Origin of the sequence: Pseudonocardia charpentierae (genome assembly GCF_031845345.1) — a bacterium.
GTDB classification, from domain to species: domain Bacteria; phylum Actinomycetota; class Actinomycetes; order Mycobacteriales; family Pseudonocardiaceae; genus Pseudonocardia; species Pseudonocardia charpentierae.
In genome coordinates this window covers 115,618-133,578 of record NZ_JAVREJ010000013.1, presented here as the reverse complement: position 1 = coordinate 133,578, position 17,961 = coordinate 115,618, and the positions used below count along the sequence as shown (strand labels likewise).

The 17,961-nt window shown below is 71.8% G+C and carries 18 protein-coding genes; 16 read left to right on the top strand and 2 right to left on the bottom strand.

Annotation, left to right across the window (positions count from 1 at the left end; genetic code table 11):
* Positions 1–37: 37 nt before the first annotated feature.
* The 7 genes from tig (at position 38) to RM445_RS18800 (ending at position 6,495) form a co-directional block, all read left to right on the top strand.
* A complete protein-coding gene (tig, locus tag RM445_RS18830) occupies positions 38–1,585 on the top strand; it encodes a trigger factor (protein WP_311557961.1) in 1,548 nt (515 codons plus the stop codon).
* A gap of 163 nt (positions 1,586–1,748) precedes the next feature.
* Positions 1,749–2,390: an ATP-dependent Clp protease proteolytic subunit gene (locus RM445_RS18825; protein WP_397469362.1), complete on the top strand. Its 642-nt coding sequence runs from the start codon at positions 1,749–1,751 to the stop codon at positions 2,388–2,390.
* Positions 2,390–3,016: an ATP-dependent Clp protease proteolytic subunit gene (locus RM445_RS18820; RefSeq protein WP_311557960.1), complete on the top strand. Its 627-nt coding sequence runs from the start codon at positions 2,390–2,392 to the stop codon at positions 3,014–3,016. Before RM445_RS18825 ends, RM445_RS18820 begins: the two co-directional genes overlap by 1 nt.
* 163 nt (positions 3,017–3,179) lie before the next feature.
* A complete protein-coding gene (gene clpX / locus RM445_RS18815; RefSeq protein ID WP_311557958.1) occupies positions 3,180–4,460 on the top strand; it encodes an ATP-dependent Clp protease ATP-binding subunit ClpX in 1,281 nt (426 codons plus the stop codon).
* Between the two features lie 148 nt (positions 4,461–4,608).
* Positions 4,609–5,988, top strand: coding sequence for an OFA family MFS transporter (locus tag RM445_RS18810; RefSeq protein WP_311557956.1), 1,380 nt, complete (start codon positions 4,609–4,611; stop codon positions 5,986–5,988).
* The gene (locus RM445_RS18805) at positions 5,985–6,122 is read left to right on the top strand and encodes an MFS transporter small subunit (protein WP_311557955.1); all 138 of its coding nucleotides are present in this window, start codon (positions 5,985–5,987) and stop codon (positions 6,120–6,122) included. The genes RM445_RS18810 and RM445_RS18805 overlap by 4 nt, the downstream gene beginning before the upstream one ends.
* 61 nt (positions 6,123–6,183) lie before the next feature.
* The gene (locus tag RM445_RS18800; RefSeq protein ID WP_311557953.1) at positions 6,184–6,495 is read left to right on the top strand and encodes a DUF6457 domain-containing protein; all 312 of its coding nucleotides are present in this window, start codon (positions 6,184–6,186) and stop codon (positions 6,493–6,495) included.
* A gap of 27 nt (positions 6,496–6,522) precedes the next feature.
* On the opposite strand, the gene RM445_RS18795 is transcribed toward RM445_RS18800, so the two are convergent.
* On the bottom strand, positions 6,523–6,945 hold the full coding sequence (locus RM445_RS18795) for a PPOX class F420-dependent oxidoreductase (protein WP_311557951.1): 423 nt from the start codon (positions 6,943–6,945) through the stop codon (positions 6,523–6,525).
* Between the two features lie 48 nt (positions 6,946–6,993).
* On the opposite strand from RM445_RS18795, the gene RM445_RS18790 reads away from it, so the two are divergent.
* The 9 genes from RM445_RS18790 to RM445_RS18750 all read left to right on the top strand — a co-directional run bounded on the left by RM445_RS18790 (position 6,994) and on the right by RM445_RS18750 (position 16,442).
* A complete protein-coding gene (locus tag RM445_RS18790) occupies positions 6,994–7,698 on the top strand; it encodes a hypothetical protein (RefSeq protein ID WP_311557950.1) in 705 nt (234 codons plus the stop codon).
* A 42-nt stretch (positions 7,699–7,740) separates the two neighbouring features.
* The gene (locus RM445_RS18785; protein ID WP_311557949.1) at positions 7,741–10,389 is read left to right on the top strand and encodes a valine--tRNA ligase; all 2,649 of its coding nucleotides are present in this window, start codon (positions 7,741–7,743) and stop codon (positions 10,387–10,389) included.
* Complete coding sequence (locus RM445_RS18780) at positions 10,386–12,008, top strand: bifunctional folylpolyglutamate synthase/dihydrofolate synthase (RefSeq protein ID WP_311557948.1); 1,623 nt, start codon at positions 10,386–10,388, stop codon at positions 12,006–12,008. The genes RM445_RS18785 and RM445_RS18780 overlap by 4 nt, the downstream gene beginning before the upstream one ends.
* Complete coding sequence (locus RM445_RS18775; protein ID WP_311557946.1) at positions 12,005–12,421, top strand: DUF4233 domain-containing protein; 417 nt, start codon at positions 12,005–12,007, stop codon at positions 12,419–12,421. The genes RM445_RS18780 and RM445_RS18775 overlap by 4 nt, the downstream gene beginning before the upstream one ends.
* Positions 12,422–12,467: 46 nt before the next feature.
* Entirely contained in the window at positions 12,468–12,878 is a 411-nt protein-coding gene (ndk, locus tag RM445_RS18770) for a nucleoside-diphosphate kinase (protein WP_311557944.1), read from the top strand.
* A 73-nt stretch (positions 12,879–12,951) separates the two neighbouring features.
* Entirely contained in the window at positions 12,952–13,875 is a 924-nt protein-coding gene (locus RM445_RS18765; RefSeq protein WP_311557942.1) for an ABC transporter ATP-binding protein, read from the top strand.
* Positions 13,876–13,889: 14 nt separating this feature from the next.
* Positions 13,890–14,726: an ABC transporter permease gene (locus tag RM445_RS18760; RefSeq protein WP_311557940.1), complete on the top strand. Its 837-nt coding sequence runs from the start codon at positions 13,890–13,892 to the stop codon at positions 14,724–14,726.
* The gene (locus RM445_RS18755; protein ID WP_397469359.1) at positions 14,723–15,589 is read left to right on the top strand and encodes an ABC transporter permease; all 867 of its coding nucleotides are present in this window, start codon (positions 14,723–14,725) and stop codon (positions 15,587–15,589) included. The genes RM445_RS18760 and RM445_RS18755 overlap by 4 nt, the downstream gene beginning before the upstream one ends.
* Positions 15,590–15,650: 61 nt before the next feature.
* A complete protein-coding gene (locus tag RM445_RS18750; protein WP_311557939.1) occupies positions 15,651–16,442 on the top strand; it encodes a tryptophan-rich sensory protein in 792 nt (263 codons plus the stop codon).
* 7 nt (positions 16,443–16,449) lie between these two features.
* Here RM445_RS18750 and RM445_RS18745 read toward each other — a convergent pair whose 3' ends face one another.
* Positions 16,450–17,928 (bottom strand): hypothetical protein, encoded by a 1,479-nt coding sequence (locus RM445_RS18745; protein WP_311557938.1) that lies wholly within the window; start codon positions 17,926–17,928, stop codon positions 16,450–16,452.
* Positions 17,929–17,961: the final 33 nt, after the last annotated feature.

Below are 17,961 nucleotides of genomic sequence, written 5' to 3'. Positions count from 1 at the left end.
GCGACCCACGCTGCACCAGTTCCGAGGAGTGTCCCCCGTGAAGAGCACCGTCGAGCGCCTCAGTCCGACGCGCGTCCGCATCAACGTCGAGGTGCCGTTCGACGAGCTCAAGCCCGACTTCGACCGGGCGTATCGCAAGATCGCCCAGCAGGTCCGCATCCCCGGCTTCCGGCCGGGCAAGGCGCCCGCCCGCATCCTCGAGGCGCGTCTCGGTCGCGGCGTCGTGCTCGACGAGGTCGTGAACGCCGCGATCCCCGCCAAGTACTCGGAGGCCGTCACCTCCGCGGACGAGGTCAACCCGATCGGTCGCCCGGACATCGAGGTCACCGAGATCGCGGACGGCGACCACCTCGCGTTCACCGCCGAGGTCGACGTCCGCCCGGAGATCTCGCTCCCCGACCTCGACGGCATCACGGTCACCGTGGACGACGTCGAGGTCGACGAGGCGGCCGTCAAGGAGGAGCTCGACAACCTGCGGGGCCGCTTCGGCACCCTGTCCGGCGTCGAGCGCCCCGCGGGCGACGACGACTTCGTGCTGCTCGACCTGTCGGCGACCGTCGACGGCGAGCCCGTGGAGGAGGCCTCCACCAGCGGCTTCTCCTACCAGGTGGGCCAGGGCGGGCTGATCGACGGCCTCGACGAGGCCGTGCGCGGCCTCTCGGCCGGCGAGTCGGCGACGTTCACCTCCCAGCTCGTGGCCGGAGAGTTCGCGGGCAAGGACGCCGAGATCACCGCGGCCGTCACGGCGGTCAAGGAGCGCGAGCTCCCCGAGGCGGACGACGAGTTCGCCCAGCTCGCCAGCGAGTTCGACACCCTCGACGAGCTGACGGACGACCTGCGCACCCGGCTCGGCCAGGTCAGGCGCATGGAGCAGGTCACGCAGGCCCGCGACAAGGTCCTCGAGGCGCTCGTCGACGCCACGGACGTCCCGCTGCCGGAGAGCGTCGTCACCGCCGAGGTCGAGTCGCGCGTCCACGACGCCGTGCACGCCTTCGACCACGACGACGACCGGTTCACCCAGTTCCTCGACGCCCAGGGCAAGTCGCGCGAGGAGTTCGACGCGGACGTCCGCACCGAGGCCGAGCGCAACGTCAAGACCCGCCTCGTCCTCGACGCCCTCGCCGAGCAGGAGCAGGTGTCGGTCAACGACCAGGAGCTGACCGAGCGGATCATCTACCAGGCCCAGCAGTACCAGATGCCCCCGGAGGAGTTCGTCCGGCGCATCCAGGAGGCGGGCCAGCTCGGGGCGGTCTACTCGGACGTGCGCCGGAGCAAGGCGCTGATCGCCGCCGTCGCGGCGGCCACGGTCACCGACGAGTCGGGCGGGCCCGTCGACCTGTCGGACCTGATCGGTTCTGCCGACGAGTCCGACGAGTCCGACGAGTCCGACGCCGAGCAGGCTGACGCCGAGCAGGTCGACACCGAGGGCGCCTCGGAGGCCGACGCCGCTGCCGTGGAGACGGCCGAGGAGTCCGCCGACGCGGACCAGACCGCCGACGACGCTGCGGGCACCGACGGTGCCGGCGCGACCGAGGCGGAGGCGCCCGTCCAGCCCGAAGGCGGCCGGGCGGCGTCCGACGCGTGACGTACCGGGCCCGGGATGCCGGGCGGTACTGCCGACAGCGAACAACGCCTCCGTGCGCGGTCGGTGACCGGGCCGTCCGCGTAGGGTCGGCATGGACAGGACAACCGGCGATGAACACCACAGAAGGCAGGGTGAAGTGAGCCAGCAGGACACGACCGCCGGGATGCCGCGGGGCGCGGGCGTAAGCATGCGGCGCGGCGCGCCGACGTCCATGACGCTGAGCGACTCGGTGTTCGAGCGGCTGCTCCAGCAGCGGATCGTGGTGCTCGGGCAGCAGGTCGACGACGAGATCGCCAACCGGATCGCCGCACAGATGCTGCTGCTGTCGGCGGAGGACCCCACGGCCGACATCGCGCTCTACATCAACTCCCCGGGCGGCTCGGTCACGGCCGGAATGGCCATCTTCGACACGATGGAGTTCATCGAGTGCGACGTGGCCACATACGCGATGGGCCTGGCCGCCTCGATGGGCCAGTTCCTGCTCTCCGCGGGGACGCCCGGCAAGCGGTACGCGCTGCCGCACTGCCAGATCCTCATGCACCAGCCGTCGGCGGGCGTCGGCGGCACGGAGTCGGACATCGCGATCCAGGCGGAGCTGTTCCGCCGGCACAAGCGTGAGATGGCCGAGCTGATCGCCCAGCACACCGGGCAGACGGTCGAGCGGATCACGGCCGACTTCGACCGCGACCGCTGGTTCTCCGCGCAGGAGGCGAAGGACTACGGCTTCGTGGACCACGTGATCAACCGCGCCGGGCAGCTGCCCGACGCCACCAGCCCCAGCACGAACGGGAACGGGAGCGTCTGATGAGTTTCCAGCCGCCGCAGTCGCGGTACGTGCTGCCGTCCTTCGTCGAGCGGACGAGCTACGGGGTCAAGGAGTCCAACCCGTACAACAAGCTCTTCGAGGAGCGCATCATCTTCCTCGGCGTGCAGATCGACGACGCGTCGGCCAACGACGTGATGGCCCAGCTGCTCGTGCTGGAGTCGACGGACCCGGACCGCGACATCCTGATGTACATCAACTCGCCGGGTGGCTCGTTCACCTCGCTGATGGCCATCTACGACACGATGCAGTACGTGCGTCCGGAGATCACCACGGTCTGCCTCGGGCAGGCCGCCTCGGCCGCAGCGGTGCTGCTGGCCGCGGGCACGCCCGGCAAGCGCCTCGCCGTGCCCAACGCGCGGATCCTCATCCACCAGCCGGCCACCGAGGGCATCTACGGCCAAGTGTCGGACCTGGAGATCCAGGCGGCCGAGATCTCCCGCATGCGCAAGCTGCTGGAGGCGACGCTGGCCAAGCACAGCGGCAAGACCCCGGAGCAGGTCCGCCTCGACATCGAGCGCGACAAGATCCTGACCTCCGAGGAAGCCAAGGAGTACGGGATCATCGACGAGATCATCCAGAGCCGGAAGCTCACGCCGGTCAGCTGAGCGGTTCGACCGCCGCCGGGGCAGTTCGGCTCCGGCGGCGACCGCCTACCGACACGTCGCCGATTCGGAGCAGTTGTCTGCTCCCCGGTGGGCGCGTTCGGCGGGTACCGTCACGACAGGCACACCGGATCGGGTGTGCCGGATGGGACTGGGGTCTGCACTCATGGCACGCATCGGTGACGGCGGTGACCTGCTGAAGTGCTCCTTCTGCGGGAAGAGCCAGAAGCAGGTAAAGAAACTCATCGCGGGCCCCGGCGTCTACATCTGCGACGAGTGCATCGATCTCTGCAACGAGATCATCGAGGAAGAGCTGGCCGAGGCCGGTGAGGTCAAGCTCGACGAGCTGCCCAAACCCGCCGAGATCCACGAGTTCCTCGACCAGTACGTGGTCGGGCAGTCCCAGACCAAGCGCACGCTGTCGGTGGCGGTCTACAACCACTACAAGCGCATCCAGGCCGGCGACAAGGGCCGAGGTGCCGACGGCGACGGCGTCGAGCTGGCGAAGTCGAACATCCTCATGCTCGGCCCCACGGGCTGTGGCAAGACCTACCTCGCGCAGACGCTGGCGAAGCTGCTCAACGTGCCGTTCGCGATCGCCGACGCCACGGCGCTGACCGAGGCGGGCTACGTGGGCGAGGACGTCGAGAACATCCTCCTCAAGCTGATCCAGGCCGCCGACTACGACGTCAAGCGCGCCGAGACCGGCATCATCTACATCGACGAGGTCGACAAGATCGCCCGTAAGTCGGAGAACCCGTCGATCACACGCGACGTCTCCGGTGAGGGTGTCCAGCAGGCGCTGCTGAAGATCCTGGAGGGGACCACGGCGTCGGTACCCCCGCAGGGCGGCCGCAAGCACCCGCACCAGGAGTTCATCCAGATCGACACCACGAACGTCCTGTTCATCGTGGCAGGTGCCTTCGCCGGTCTCGAGAAGATCATCGGCGACCGGGTCGGCCGCCGCGGGCTGGGGTTCGGGGCCGAGATCCGCTCGAAGCACGACCTCGAGTCGGCGGAGAGCTTCGGCGACACGATGCCCGAAGACTTGATCAAGTTCGGGCTGATCCCCGAGTTCATCGGCCGGCTCCCGGTCGTGGCGTCGGTGACGTCGCTCGACAAGGACGCCCTTGTCAAGATCCTCACCGAGCCGCGGAACGCGCTGGTCAAGCAGTACCGCAAGCTGTTCGAGATGGACGGCGTGGAGCTGGAGTTCACGGACGACGCGCTGGAGGCCGTGGCGGACCAGGCCATCCTGCGCGGCACCGGTGCCCGCGGCCTGCGGGCGATCATGGAGGAGGTCCTCCTCCCCGTCATGTACGACATCCCGAGCCGCGACGACGTGGCCAAGGTGGTCGTCACCGAGCAGACGGTGCGCGAGAACGTGAACCCGACGATCGTCCCGCGTCAGCCCGCCCGTCGCGAGCGCCGCGAGCGCTCTGCGTAGCCGACACCGCATCACACCGGACGCCGGTCCTGCTCAGGCAGGGCCGGCGTCCGTGTGTTCGTCACGCCCCGCGTTTCCCGGTGGTTGACGGCACACCCATTAGGGTAAAGCCGCGTTCATCGGGTCGTCGAGGATCGCGGGAGTCGAGATGGCAGGGTTCCTGGAACGGGAGCGGATCGTCGCGCCACCCGGGTGGAGCCGGTGGCTCGTGCCACCCGCCGCCCTGTCGATCCACCTGGCGATCGGTCAGGCCTACGCCTGGAGCGTGTTCAAGCCGCCGCTCGAGAAGGGTCTGGGCATCTCCGGGGTCGCCAGCGCGCTGCCGTTCACCCTCGGGATCATCATGCTCGGCCTCTCGGCGGCGCTGTTCGGGACGCGCGTCGACTCCAAGGGGCCGCGGTGGGCGATGGTCGTCTCGTCGTCGTGCTTCGTCGCCGGGTTCCTGATCTCGGCGCTGGGGCTCTACCTGCGGCAGTACTGGCTGGTCGTCGTGGGGTACGGGTTCGTCGGCGGGATCGGGCTGGGCATCGGCTACATCTCGCCGGTCTCGACGCTGATCAAGTGGTTCCCGGACCGCCCCGGCCTGTCGACCGGCATCGCGATCATGGGCTTCGGCGGCGGTGCACTGATCGCGTCGCCGCTGACCAACCAGCTGCTGTCCGCGTTCGGCGGATCGGGAGCGAATCCCAATCCCGACGGGATCGGTCAGACCTTCCTGGTGATGGGTCTGATCTACGCCGTGTTCATGTCGGTCGGCTGGCTGCTCATCCGCGTGCCCGCACCCGACTGGAAGCCCGCCGGGTGGGACCCGGCGCACGCCAAGACCGGCTCGCTCATCACCACGGCGAACGTCTCGGCCCGCAACGCGATCCGCACCCCGCAGTTCTGGCTGCTGTGGGTCGTCCTGTGCTTCAACGTCACCGCCGGCATCGGGATCCTCGAGCGGGCGGCGCCGATCTACTCCGACTTCTTCCCCGACGCCACGAGCCCGCAGGCGCTGGCCGCGGCCGCCGCCGGGTTCGTCGCGATGCTCTCGCTGGCCAACTCCGCGGGCCGCATCCTCTGGTCCACGACGTCGGACTTCCTCGGCCGAAAGAACATGTACCGGATCTACCTCGGCGTCGGCGCGCTGCTCTACCTGGGCCTGACGCTGCTGACGAACACGAACAAGGTGCTGTTCCTGCTCATCGCGATCCTGCTGCTGTCGTTCTACGGCGCGGGCTTCGCCACCGTCCCGGCCTACCTGCGCGACCTGTTCGGCACCTACCAGGTCGGGGCCATCCACGGGCGCCTGCTCACCGCGTGGTCGACCGCCGGAGTGCTCGGCCCGGTGATCGTGAACGCGATCGCCGACGCCCGGATCGCGGCCGGGGTGGCGGGACCGGGCCGGTACACGCTGTCGTTCACGATCATGGTCGGGCTGCTGGTCGTCGGGTTCGTCTGCAACGAACTGATCCGGCCGGTGTCCGAGCGCTACCACGAGCCGGCTCAGGAGCAGCCCGGCACCAGGACGGAGGCGCGCGCATGACCACGCACACCGAGAACACCGGACGGCCGATCAGTCCCGCCGTGGTGGTGCTGGCCTGGCTGTGGGTGCTGGTGCCGTTCGGCTACGGGCTCTACCAGCTGGTGCTCAAGATCCCGGCGCTGTTCGGGCACTGAAACCGGCGGGCCGGCGGTCCGCATCGAGCGCCGACCGCCGGGCGCGCATAGGGTTCGTCGTATGCCGAGCAGCGATGCGAAAGCCCTGTCCGAGTGGGTCACGGGCGTGACCCGCGAGCTGGGGCTGGAGGAAACCCTCGACAGCCTGGGTGTCGTGGACCTCGTCCTGGACATGGCCTCGGACGTCGCGCACGGCGTCAGCAGGCCGGGGGCGCCGGTGACGGCCTTCCTCCTGGGTGTCGCCGCAGGTCGGGCGGACGACCCGGCGGTGGCGGCCCGCGACTACGCGGGGAAGATCAGCAAGCTGGCCGAGGGCTGGGGCTCGGACGACGAGCGCGGGGAGCCCGCGAACGACCAGTCGCGCCGGGGCTGAACTCCCCCTGACGCGAGCGACTGGCGGTCAGGCCGTCATGTCCATCACGGCGATCACCTTCGTCGGCCGGAGCCGCACCAGCAGCTCGCCGGGCACGCCGTTGCGTCTGCCGAACTCCTCGGCACGCTCCGGGCCCATGTAGCGCCCGCCGATCGCGGTCGCGCTGCGCAACAGGTCCTCGGGGTCCTCGCTGATCGTGGCGATGCCCTGCACCTGCACGAACGCGAACGGCGGCTCCTCGAGGTCGACGCAGAGCGCCAGCCGGGGGTCGCGCCGGATCGCCCGCCCCTTGGCCGTTTCCTTGCCCGTGTTGAACAGCACCGCGCCGTCGTCGACGACGAACCAGACCGGCGCCACGAGCGGCCGCCCGTCCGCGGCCGTCCACGCGAGCTTGCCGGTGCGCGTGCCTGCCGAGAGGAAGTCGACGACCTCCGGGGTCAAGTGATCCACACGTCGCACGCTAGTCCGCCGCGGACCGACGGACGTTAGGTTGGCGCCATGCGCACGGTGTCCGGGTTCGGGCGGCAGGTCGGGAGAGGGTTGTCGCGGATCCGGCCCCGCCGGTCGAGGTCCGTGGCGCTCGTCGCGAGCGAGTCGTCCACCGTGGAGCGCCGCCCGCTGCTGTCGGACCGGCTCGGCGAGCAGCGGCACGCCGGTGCGGTCCTGGATCAGGTCGACGGCACGACCTGCGGCAGCGCGGTCCTCCTGGCGCTCGCCGCGTGGGCGGACCCTGCGGAGCTGACGCGGCTGGAGGCGCCCGGCGCGGGGCAGTCGCTGCTCGGCGCGGGCTTCGGTGCGCGCTACGACGCCCGTCAAAAGCAGGTGCACGGCGAGACCAACCGGTTCTGGCCGCAGTCCCTGGGCACGACCCCGTGGGGAGCGGTGCGGTGGCTGCGCGACCACGCGCCGGCGACCGGACGCCACCGGGTGCGGCTGGTCGACGACACCTCCGCGGCGGACGTCGAGCAGGTGATCGACGACGTGGATGCCGCGCTGACCCGGAGACGGCCGGTGCCGCTGCTCGTCGGGTCGTTCGTCCCGCGGCACTACGTGCTCGCGCTGCGGCGCGACGGGGGAGGGTGGCGGGTGTACGAGCCGACGAGCGGGGAGGTGCGGCTGCTGGACCTGGCGGTGGTGCGCGAGCGGCGGCTGGCGCCGGTGCTCGGCTTCGACCGCCTGCACGCGGTCCTGCTCCCGTCGTGACCTCAGGCAGACCTGTCGTACCCGGCTCGTAGACTCGGGGCTGTGACCAGCACCCCCGCCGCGCGTACCGACCTCCCCGCCCAGTTCGTCCCGGGCGAGGTAGAGGCCGGGCTGTACGAGCGGTGGGTCGAGCGCGGCTACTTCGAGGCGGACCCGAAGAGCGACAGGCCGCCGTTCTCCATCGTCATCCCGCCGCCGAACGTCACCGGCAGCCTGCACATCGGGCACGCCTTCGAGCACACGCTGATCGACGTGTTGATCCGCCGCCGCCGGATGCAGGGCTACGACACCCTCTACCTGCCGGGCATGGACCACGCCTCGATCGCGGTGCACGCGCTGGTGGAGAAGGCGCTCGTCGCCGAGGGCACCAGCCGCCGCGAGCTGGGGCGCGAGGCGTTCCTCGAGCGCACGTGGGAGTGGAAGGCCGAGCACGGCGGCGCGATCCTGTCGCAGATGCGCCGGCTCGGCGAGAGCGTCGACTGGACGCGCGAGCGCTTCACCATGGACGAGGGCAGCAACCGCGCCGTCCGCACCATGTTCAAGCGGCTGTTCGACGACGGCCTGATCTACCGCGCCGAGCGGATGGTGAACTGGTCGCCCGCCCTGCGCAGCGTGCTCTCCGACATCGAGGTGGAGCACAAGGAGGTCGACGGCGAGCTCGTCTCGATCCGCTACGGCTCCTTGGACGAGGGGGACCCCGACTCGATCGTGGTGGCCACCACCCGCGTCGAGACCATGCTCGGCGACACGGCCGTCGTCGTGCACCCGGACGACGACCGCTACCGGCACCTGGTCGGGCGGGAGATCGAGCTGCCGCTGGTCGGGCGCCGCATCCCGATCCTGGCCGACGACCACGTCGACCCCGAGTTCGGCACCGGCGCGGTGAAGGTGACGCCCGCACACGACCCCAACGACTTCGAGATCGGCCGCAGGCACGGCCTGCCGATGCCCTCGATCATGGACGAGAGCGGCGTCATCGCCGGCACCGGCACCGAGTTCGACGGGATGGACCGGTTCGAGGCGCGCGTCGCCGTCCGCGAGGCGTTGCGGGCGCAGGGCCGGATCGTCGCGGAGAAGCGTCCGTACCGGCACAGCGTCGGACACTCCTCGCGCGCCCCGTACGAGCCGATCGAGCCGCGGCTGTCGCTGCAGTGGTTCGTCAAGGTCACGCCGCTGGCGAAGGCGGCGGGCGACGCCGTGCGCGAGGGTCGCGTCGTCGTCCACCCGAAGGAGCTGGAGCCGCGCTGGTTCGCCTGGGTCGACAACATGTACGACTGGACGATCTCCCGGCAGCTGTGGTGGGGCCACCGCATCCCGGTCTGGTACGGCCCGGAAGGCGAGATCGTCTGCCTGGGGCCGGACGAGGAGCCGCCCGCCGGCTGGACCCAGGACGACGACGTCCTCGACACCTGGTTCTCCTCCGGGCTCTGGCCGTTCTCCACGCTCGGCTGGCCGGACGACACCGTGGACCTGCGCCGCTACTACCCGACGTCCGTGCTGGTCACGGGCTACGACATCCTGTTCTTCTGGGTCGCCCGGATGATGATGTTCGGCCTGTACGCGATGGACGGCGCGCCACCGTTCCACACCATCGCGCTGCACGGCATGGTGCGCGACGAGCACGGCAAGAAGATGTCGAAGTCGGCGGGCAACACCGTCGACGCGCTGGCGTGGCTCGACCGCTTCGGCGCCGACGCCGTGCGGTTCGCGCTCGCCCGCGGTGCCAACCCGGGCACGGACATGCCGTTGGGCGAAGACGCCGTGCTCGCGGCCCGTAACTTCACCACCAAGCTGTGGAACGCCACGCGCTTCGCGCTGGCCAACGGGGCGTCGACGGAGCCGGCCCTGCCCGCCGAGCCGACGGACGCCGACCGCTGGATCCTCGGGCGGCTGCGGGAGGTCCGCGGCCAGGTCGACGCGCTGCTGGAGGACTTCCAGTTCGCCAAGGCCACCGAGGCGCTCTACCACTTCACGTGGGGCGAGTTCTGCGACTGGTACGTCGAGCTGGCGAAGCCGCAACTGCGCGACGAGGCCACGGCGGAGGGCACGCGGGCGGTGCTCGGGCACGTCCTGGACGCGCTGCTGAAACTGCTGCACCCGGTCGCGCCGTTCATCACCGACACGCTGTGGACGGCCCTGACCGGCGGCGAGTCGGTGGTCGTGGCCCCGTGGCCGGTCGAGGTCGGTCTGCCGGTCGACACCACCGCGGCGACGCGGATCGTCGACCTGCAGAAGCTGGTCACCGAGGTCCGCCGGTTCCGCACCGAGCAGGGCATCCCGGACAGCCGACGGGTCGCCGCCCGGGTCGCCGGGCTCGGCGTGGCGGCGTCGGAGATGGCACTACGGTCGCTGGCCCGGCTGGACCCACCGGGTGAGAGCTTCACGCCGACGGCCACCGTGGAGGTCGTGCTCTCGGGGGGCCCGGTGCACGTGGAGCTCGACACGTCGGGGGCGATCGACGTCTCCGCCGAGCGCGCCCGCCTGGGTCGCGACCTGGCTGCGGCGCAGAAGGAGCTCGACGCCGCCGACAAGAAGCTGGGCAACCCGAAGTTCGTCGACAAGGCGCCCGCCGCGATCGTCGACGGCATCCGCGCGCGCCGGGAGGCCGCGGCCGCCGACATCGAGCGGGTCTCGGCGCGGCTGGCGGCCTTACCGTCGGGAACCGGGCCGTCGGGAACCGGCCCGTCATGAGCAGGGGCGACGGAGGGTTCGGCGACCCGGACTTCGGCGGCGGCGACTACGACAGCGAAGATTCCCATGGCCGAGACCTCGGCGATCCGGATTTCGAGGAGCAGGCTTCCGGGCGCCGGGATGCCGGCGAGGAGGTGCCCGAGGGGGAGGGGCCCGTGCTCGCCCCGGACGAGGCCGCCGAGGACGCCGTGCTGCGGCACGTCCTCGACGCCGTCCGCGGCGGCGACACCCCGGACGTCGTGCCGGCCAGCTCGTCGGTGGCCGGTTTCGCGGAGTTCCTCGCGGTCGAGGCGGTGCTCGACAAGCGCTGGCCCGAGACACGGATGGAGCCCTCGCTCGACCGCATCGCGGACCTCGTCGAGCTGCTGGGCGACCCGCAGCGCGGCTACCCCGTCGTGCACCTGACCGGTACGAACGGCAAGACCTCGACGGCGCGCATGGTCGACGCCCTGCTCAGCGAGATCGGGCTGCGCACGGGCCGGTACACGAGCCCGCACCTGCAGAGCGCCACCGAGCGGATCAACATCGACAACCGGCCGATCACCCCGGAGCGCTACGTCGAGGTCTACCGCGACGTGGCGCCGTTCGTCGATCTCGTCGACGCGCGTAGTAGGGAAGCTGGCAACGAGGTGCCGCTGAGCAAGTTCGAGGTGCTCACGGCCATGGGGTTCGCGGCGTTCGCCGACGCCCCGGTGGAGGCGGGGATCGTCGAGGTCGGTCTGGGCGGTCGGTGGGACGCCACGAACGTCGTCGACGGGACGGTCGCCGTCATCACGCCCATCGGCCTCGACCACGCCGAGTACCTGGGCACGGACATCCTCGGGATCGCCCGGGAGAAGGCCGGGATCATCAAACCCGGTGCCGTGGCGGTGCTGGCCGCGCAGGACAAGGCCGTCGCCGAGGTGCTGATCGAGCGTTGCGTCGAGGTGGGGGCACAGGTCGCGCGCGAGGGCGCCGAGTTCGGCGTCCGCGACCGCGAGATCGCCGTCGGCGGTCAGCGGATGGTCCTGCAGGGGCTGTCCGGCTCGTACGACGAGGTCTTCCTGCCGCTGCACGGCGAGCACCAGGCGTCGAACGCGGCGCTCGCGCTGGCGGCCGTGGAGGCGCTGACCGGGGCCGGTCCGAAGTCACCGCTGGATCCGGACGCCGTACGCGCGGCGTTCGCGGGGGTCCGCTCGCCCGGCCGGCTGGAGCGGGTCGCCGCCGGCGCGGACGTCGCCACCGTGCTCGTCGACGCCGCGCACAACCCTCACGGCGCCCGGGCGCTGGCCGGAGCGTTGACCACGGAGTTCCGCTTCACCCGGTTGATCGCGGTCGTCGCGGTGATGCGCGACAAGGACGTGCGCGGGATCCTCGCCGAGCTGGAGCCGGTGGTCGCGGAGATCGTGGTCACGACGAACTCCTCGTCGCGGACGATGGACCCGGACGAGCTGGGCGCGCTCGCCGTGTCGGTGTTCGACTCGGACCGGGTGAGCGTCGAGCCGGTGCTGGCCCAGGCGATCGAGCAGGCCCGGGAACTGGCCGAGGAGGAGGGCGCTTCCGGGGCAGGGGTCGTCGTCACCGGCTCGGTCGTCACGGCGGGGGAGGCGCGGCGGCTGTTCGGCCTGGAGCCGGCATGACCACGCCTGCCCCGGAGGTCCCGGACCCGACCAAGAAGGGGCTGCGGGGTGTGTACGCCGCGGTGCTCGTGCTGGAAGGCATCGTGGTCGGGCTCGCGCTGCTCGTCCTGCCCAAGTTCGGGGCGGGCGCGACCCCGCTGGGTGTCACCCTGATCGGCGGGTTGGCGGTCGCCATGGTGCTCGCGTCCGGGGTGCAGCGTCGCCCGTGGGGCCTGCCCGTCGCGTTGACGCTGCAGGTCGCCACCATCGCCTGCGGGCTGCTGGTTCCCGCGCTGGCGCTCGTGGGCCTGATCTTCGCAGCGGTCTGGGCCGGGATCCTGCTCATGGCGCGCGACGTCCGGCGCCGCTACGAGCGCGGCCAGCTTCCCGCCCAGCAGGCCGCTCGCGACGAGCAGCGCAGATCGGAGTCGTGATGCACGCGGGGCGAGGCCGCGTCGAGGCCGTCGCTACGCTGCGCGGGTGACTGAACGCACCCTGGTCCTGGTCAAGCCCGACGGCGTCGGGCGCAAGCTGATCGGCGAGGTCCTGTCCCGGATCGAGCGCAAGGGGCTCGACCTCGTCGCGCTCGAGCTGCGCACGGTGGACCGCGAGCTCGCCGAGCAGCACTACGCCGAGCACGACGGCAAGCCCTTCTTCGAGTCGCTGCTGGAGTTCATCACCTCGGGCAACGTGCTCGCGGCCGTCGTCGAGGGCCCGCGGGCGATCGCCGCGTTCCGGCAGCTCGCCGGGGGTACCGACCCCGTCGAGAAGGCCACCCCGGGAACGATCCGCGGCGACTTCGGCCTCGAGACGCAGTTCAACCTCGTCCACGGCTCGGACAGCCCGGAGTCGGCCGCGCGGGAGATCAAGCTCTGGTTCCCGAACCTCTGAACCGTCCGCTCGCGGCGCCCCGACGGCCGGATCGCCCGCGCTGATTGTCGGTGTCCCGGGTTAGCGTGCCTGTATGGGGGACGGACTCGTTCAGGCTCGCGGCCTGCGCAAGAGCTTCGGCGGGTTCGAAGCGGTGCGGGGTGTCGACGTCGACGTCGCGCCCGGCGAGATCTTCGGCTTCCTGGGCCCGAACGGTGCCGGCAAGTCGTCCACGATGCGGATGATCGCCTGTGTGTCGCCGCGCTCGGGCGGCGAGTTGTCGGTGCTGGGGATGGATCCCGACGTCGACGGCCCGCGGATCCGGGCCCGAATCGGGGTCGTCCCGCAGCTCGACAACCTCGACACGGAGCTGACGGTCCGGGAGAACCTCGAGATCTACGGCCGCTACTTCGGGCTCTCCAGGGCGCACGTGCGGCGCAAGGCGGTCGAGCTGCTGGAGCTCGCGCAGCTCGGCGACCGGGGCGACGCCGCGGTCGAGTCGCTGTCGGGCGGCATGAAGCGCCGGTTGACGATCGCGCGGTCGCTGGTGAACGACCCCGAGCTCCTGCTGCTCGACGAGCCGACCACGGGGCTCGACCCGCAGGCGCGGCACCTGCTGTGGGACCGGCTGTACCGGCTGAAGGGCGAGGGCGTCACCCAGATCGTCACCACGCACTACATGGACGAGGCCGAGCAGCTGTGCGACCGGCTGGTGGTGATGGACGCCGGGGTGATCGTCGCCGAGGGATCGCCGGGTGAGCTGATCGCCCGGTACTCCACGCGCGAGGTGCTGGAGCTCCGGTTCCCGCCCGGCACCGCGGCGCCGGTGGAGACCGTGGAGCAGCTGGCCGATCGGGTCGAGGTGCTCCCCGACCGGCTGCTGCTCTACACCTCACACGGCGACCACCTGCAGGCCGAGCTCGCGCGCCGGGGCCTGACGCCGCTGTCGGCGCTCGTCCGGAGGTCGTCGCTGGAAGACGTGTTCCTGCGGTTGACCGGCCGGAGCCTGGTGGACTGACGGGTGGAACGACCGTGACGCACACCGACCTGCCCCGCACGCGAGCTCCCGGCGGCCGTGCCTCGGGCCCGCTCGCCGGAGTTCTGCTCGTCCTCGAGCACCACTGGACGTGGTACCGGCGCAACTGGCGGGCGACGGCCGTCTCGTCGATCCTGCAACCGCTGCTGTTCCTGCTCGCCTTCGGTGTCGGGTTCGGCACGCTCATCGACGGCACGGGCCGGGCGGCGCAGGCCACCGGGGGCCTCGACTACCTCGTGTGGCTCGCGCCGGCCCTGCTCTGCGTCTCTGCGGTGCAGACGGCGGTGTTCGACTCGACGTACCCGGTGCTCTCCGGTCTCAAGTGGCAGCGGCACTACCTCGCCATGACGGCCACGCCGATCGGCCCCGGCCAGGTCGTGGCCGGGCACCTCACCTGGATGACGATCAAGATCGGTGGCTGTGGCGCGGTCTACGTGGCAGTGATCGCGTTCTTCGGCGGCGTGCGGTCGCCCGGGATCGTCCTGGCGCTGCTCGTCGCGATGCTCGCCGGCGCGGCGGTGGGGGCGCCGGTCACGGCCTTCACCGCCGGGGTGGAGGACGAGGGATCGGCCTTCACCGTGCTCTTCCGGCTCGTGCTGATCCCGATGACGCTGTTCTCCGGCACGTTCTTCCCGGTCGATCGCTTGCCGGCGTGGGTGCAGCCGATCACGTGGCTGTCGCCGTTGTGGCACGGCACCGAGCTGGCCCGCGCGGCCGCGCTCGGCGGTGGGGCGTGGCTGCCCGCCCTCGGCCACACGGCGGTGCTCGTCGCGCTCGTGGCGGTCGGCTCGGCCGTCGCGGTCGTGCGCTTCCGGCGGAGGTTGTACCGATGAGCGGGCGCGAACCCGGCGCGGTGGACGTCGGAGGCCGTACGGCCGCCCCGGACGCGCCGCCGCTACCGATGTTCGCCCGGCTCCTGCCGGCCGGCAGCTACGCCGGCCGGTCACGCGCCCTGGTGCTGCGGTCGGCCACCGCGGCCCGGCGCACGTGGCTGGCGATCGTGTCCGGGATCTTCGAGCCGGTGTTCTACCTGGTCGCGATGGGGCAGGGGCTCGGTTCGCTGGTCGGTGCCCTGCCCGGGCCGGACGGCACTGCGATCTCCTACTCCGCCTTCATCGCACCGGGTCTGCTCGCCGCGGCGGCCATGAACGGCGCGGTGTTCGACTCCACGTACAACGTGTTCTTCAAGCTCAAGTACAACCGCTTCTACGACGCGGTGCTGGCCACGCCGCTCGGGCCGATCGACATCGCGCTGGGCGAGATCGCCTGGGCACTCGTGCGCGGTGGGGTGTACGCGGTCGCGTTCCTCGCCGTCATGGGCGGCTTCGGGCTGCTCCTGTCGCCGTGGGCGCTACTGGCGCTGCCGGCGGCGCTCGTGGTGGCGTTCGGCTTCGCCGCGGTCGGCATGGCGGCCACCACCTACATGCGCTCGTGGCAGGACTTCGACCTCGTCACGCTGGCGATCCTGCCGATGTTCCTGTTCGCCACCACCTTCTACCCGCTGTCGGTCTACCCGCGGTGGCTGCAGCTCGTCGTCGAGGTCCTGCCGCTCTTCCACGCCGTCGAACTGATGCGCGGCCTGACCACCGGGGCGGTCCACCTCGGCATGCTCGGCCACCTCTGCTACTTCCTGGTGATGATCGTCGGCGGCATGGTGGTGGCCAGCAGGCGGCTCGACATCCTGCTTCTGAGGTAACCACTCCGGCGAACGGAACGTGGAGTGGCCGCGGCTCGACGCGCGGCACGACAATGGGGGCATGCCCGTCACGACCCGCCGCTCCGCCTCGACCGACCTCACCCGTGGCCTGGCGGTGGTGGCACTGGCGGTGATCCAGATCGTCGTCGCCGGTCTGGGCGGGAGCGGTGCGACGGGGGAGGACGTCGGGACCGTCGCGCGTTCGTATCCGAGCCCGGTGCTCCCCGCGGGATGGACGTTCGCCATCTGGGGGCCCATCTATCTGGCCTTCCTCGGCTACGCGGTCTACCAGCTGCTGCCCGCCCAGCGGACACGTGACGTGCACCGGGCGACGGGTTGGTGGCTCGCGGTCTCGGCGGTGCTGAACATGGCGTGGATCCTCGCCTTCTCCGCCCGGTACGTGCTGCTCGCCGAGGTGCTGATCCTGGCGCTGCTCGTGGTGCTGGCGCGGGTGTACGGCCGGTTGAGCCGCGAGCGGGCCGCGAACGCGACGGAGCGGATCGCGTTCCGCCTGCCGGTCGCTCTCTACACGGGGTGGGTGTCGCTGGCCGTCGTGGCCGGGACGGCCGCGACCGGGGTCCGGCTCGGCCTCCCGGGCGACGGAGCGCTCGCCGCGATCGCGGCGGTGTTGATCCTGATCGCGGCGGCGGGGATCGTCGCCAGCGTGGTCACCTACGCCACGGCCGTCGTCGGGTATGCCGTCGCCGCGTTGTGGGCTCTGGTCGGCATCGCGTTGAACGGGCCTCCCGCGGCCGTCGGCGTCGCCGCGGCCATCGCCGCGGTCGTCGTGCTCTTCGCGACGGCGCGCCGGGTGAGCACGTCCGGCGACCCCCGCCGCGCTGCCTGGGGCTGAGCACCGGTCAGAACGTGGGCGGGCAGCTCACCGGTGGCTCAGCCAGTCCGGCCAGCGCGGCCTTCGCGTCGCCCAGCCGCCACAGCGTTGCTCCACGCGGGTCTTGCGCGACGAAGAGGACGGACCCGTCGCCGGGTGCGACCAGCCCGGTCACGTCGCCCGGGAGCACCGTGGGAACGACCCGCACCGCAGCGCGCGCGGCCGGATCGAGCAGGGCGAGCCGGGCGCCGTCGCGCCCGTGCAGGACGAACCACAGCCCGGTGCCGTCAGGGGCGGCCATCGCCAGGCCTGCGGTGCCGGCCGTGCCGCACCGCGACCCGGCCAACGGGGTCGTGGCGATTCCGCTCGCCGTGCCGGTCAGCATCTCGAGCTGGTCGCCCCCGACGGTCCGCAGGCCGCCGCCGCGCACCGGCAGGACCGAGCGGACGTCGACCGGGGGCACGGGTTCCTGGATCGTGACCACCGGGAGGTAGGTGGCGGCGAGCCGCTGCTCCCCGTCGAGCCCGGCCACGTCGAGGCGGCGCACGGTGCCCAGCGGGTCGGCGTCCGTCCGCAGCCACACCGAACCGTCGGCCCCCAGCGGCCCGGCCTCGGAGACACCGCGCACCACGACGTCCACCGTCGATCCGACCCGTAGCTCGGTGACCGCCACGGCATCGGATGAGATCCAGCGCACGACCCGGTCACCCACCACCCCGATCGGCGCCGGAGCGCCGCGGTCGGACCGGGCGAGCACGCGGGCACGGCCGTGCGCTCCCGTGACGACGACGCCGGCCCGGCTGACCACGCCCGGCGCACCGTCGGCGACGACAGGACGTGGATCGTCGGACGCGGCGAGGCCCGCCTCGCCGCTGCGCAGAGGAAAGGCGCCGACGGCGGCGACCGGCACGAACGGTCCGACGGCGTCCCGGCCCGACGCCGCGGTGCCGGTCGGGGCCACGACGAGCGGGACGGCGACGGTGGCGACGACGGCCACCGCGGCGCCGACGCGGAACGTGGTGCGCCGAGACGCGCGACTCGACGGGCAGGAACGCGCAACGCGCCGGGCAGGAACGCGCAACTCGCCGGAGGTGGTGGCCACGGAGGCGAGCCCGGCCGCGAGCGCCACCCAGGCCCCGGGCGCACCCGACGTGCCCCACCCCGCGAGCGCATGCACCGCGAGAGCGACGGCCGCGAGGCCGGCGACCGCCGCAGCCCACCGGGCGGCGTCCGAGAACTGGCGGGCCCGGGCGGACCGGCCGAAGGCGAGCGCGGCGGCCACCACCGCGACACCCGCCGGTACCGCGATCGCGGCGGTCCACCATCCGCTCACTGCGACGCCCGTCCAGGTGTCCGGCGGCAACTCGCGCAGCGGTCCCGCGCCGAGCAGTACGGCGCCGCGGTCCGCCCGCCACCACGGGAGCAGCGCCGCGCCTGCCGCCGTCACGGCGAACGCGACCGGCACCGCGACGGGAAGCACGGGCCGTCGGGCGTCGGACGTGGTCATCTCGGATTCCTCGAGAGGCGGTGCCGCCAGGGT

Excerpts from the sequence above, each read along its gene's own strand:
- RM445_RS18775 (WP_311557946.1), top strand. The coding sequence starts at position 12,005 with ATGACCACGCCTGCCCCGGAGGTCCCGGACCCGACCAAGAAGGGGCTG.
- RM445_RS18790 (WP_311557950.1), top strand. The coding sequence starts at position 6,994 with ATGCGCACGGTGTCCGGGTTCGGGCGGCAGGTCGGGAGAGGGTTGTCG.
- RM445_RS18750 (WP_311557939.1), top strand. The coding sequence starts at position 15,651 with ATGCCCGTCACGACCCGCCGCTCCGCCTCGACCGACCTCACCCGTGGC.
- RM445_RS18810 (WP_311557956.1), top strand. The coding sequence starts at position 4,609 with ATGGCAGGGTTCCTGGAACGGGAGCGGATCGTCGCGCCACCCGGGTGG.
- RM445_RS18755 (WP_397469359.1), top strand. The coding sequence starts at position 14,723 with ATGAGCGGGCGCGAACCCGGCGCGGTGGACGTCGGAGGCCGTACGGCC.
- RM445_RS18825 (WP_397469362.1), top strand. The coding sequence starts at position 1,749 with ATGCCGCGGGGCGCGGGCGTAAGCATGCGGCGCGGCGCGCCGACGTCC.
- RM445_RS18745 (WP_311557938.1), bottom strand. The coding sequence starts at position 17,928 with ATGACCACGTCCGACGCCCGACGGCCCGTGCTTCCCGTCGCGGTGCCG.
- RM445_RS18820 (WP_311557960.1), top strand. The coding sequence starts at position 2,390 with ATGAGTTTCCAGCCGCCGCAGTCGCGGTACGTGCTGCCGTCCTTCGTC.
- RM445_RS18805 (WP_311557955.1), top strand. The coding sequence starts at position 5,985 with ATGACCACGCACACCGAGAACACCGGACGGCCGATCAGTCCCGCCGTG.
- RM445_RS18765 (WP_311557942.1), top strand. The coding sequence starts at position 12,952 with ATGGGGGACGGACTCGTTCAGGCTCGCGGCCTGCGCAAGAGCTTCGGC.
- clpX (WP_311557958.1), top strand. The coding sequence starts at position 3,180 with ATGGCACGCATCGGTGACGGCGGTGACCTGCTGAAGTGCTCCTTCTGC.
- RM445_RS18800 (WP_311557953.1), top strand. The coding sequence starts at position 6,184 with ATGCCGAGCAGCGATGCGAAAGCCCTGTCCGAGTGGGTCACGGGCGTG.
- RM445_RS18780 (WP_311557948.1), top strand. The coding sequence starts at position 10,386 with ATGAGCAGGGGCGACGGAGGGTTCGGCGACCCGGACTTCGGCGGCGGC.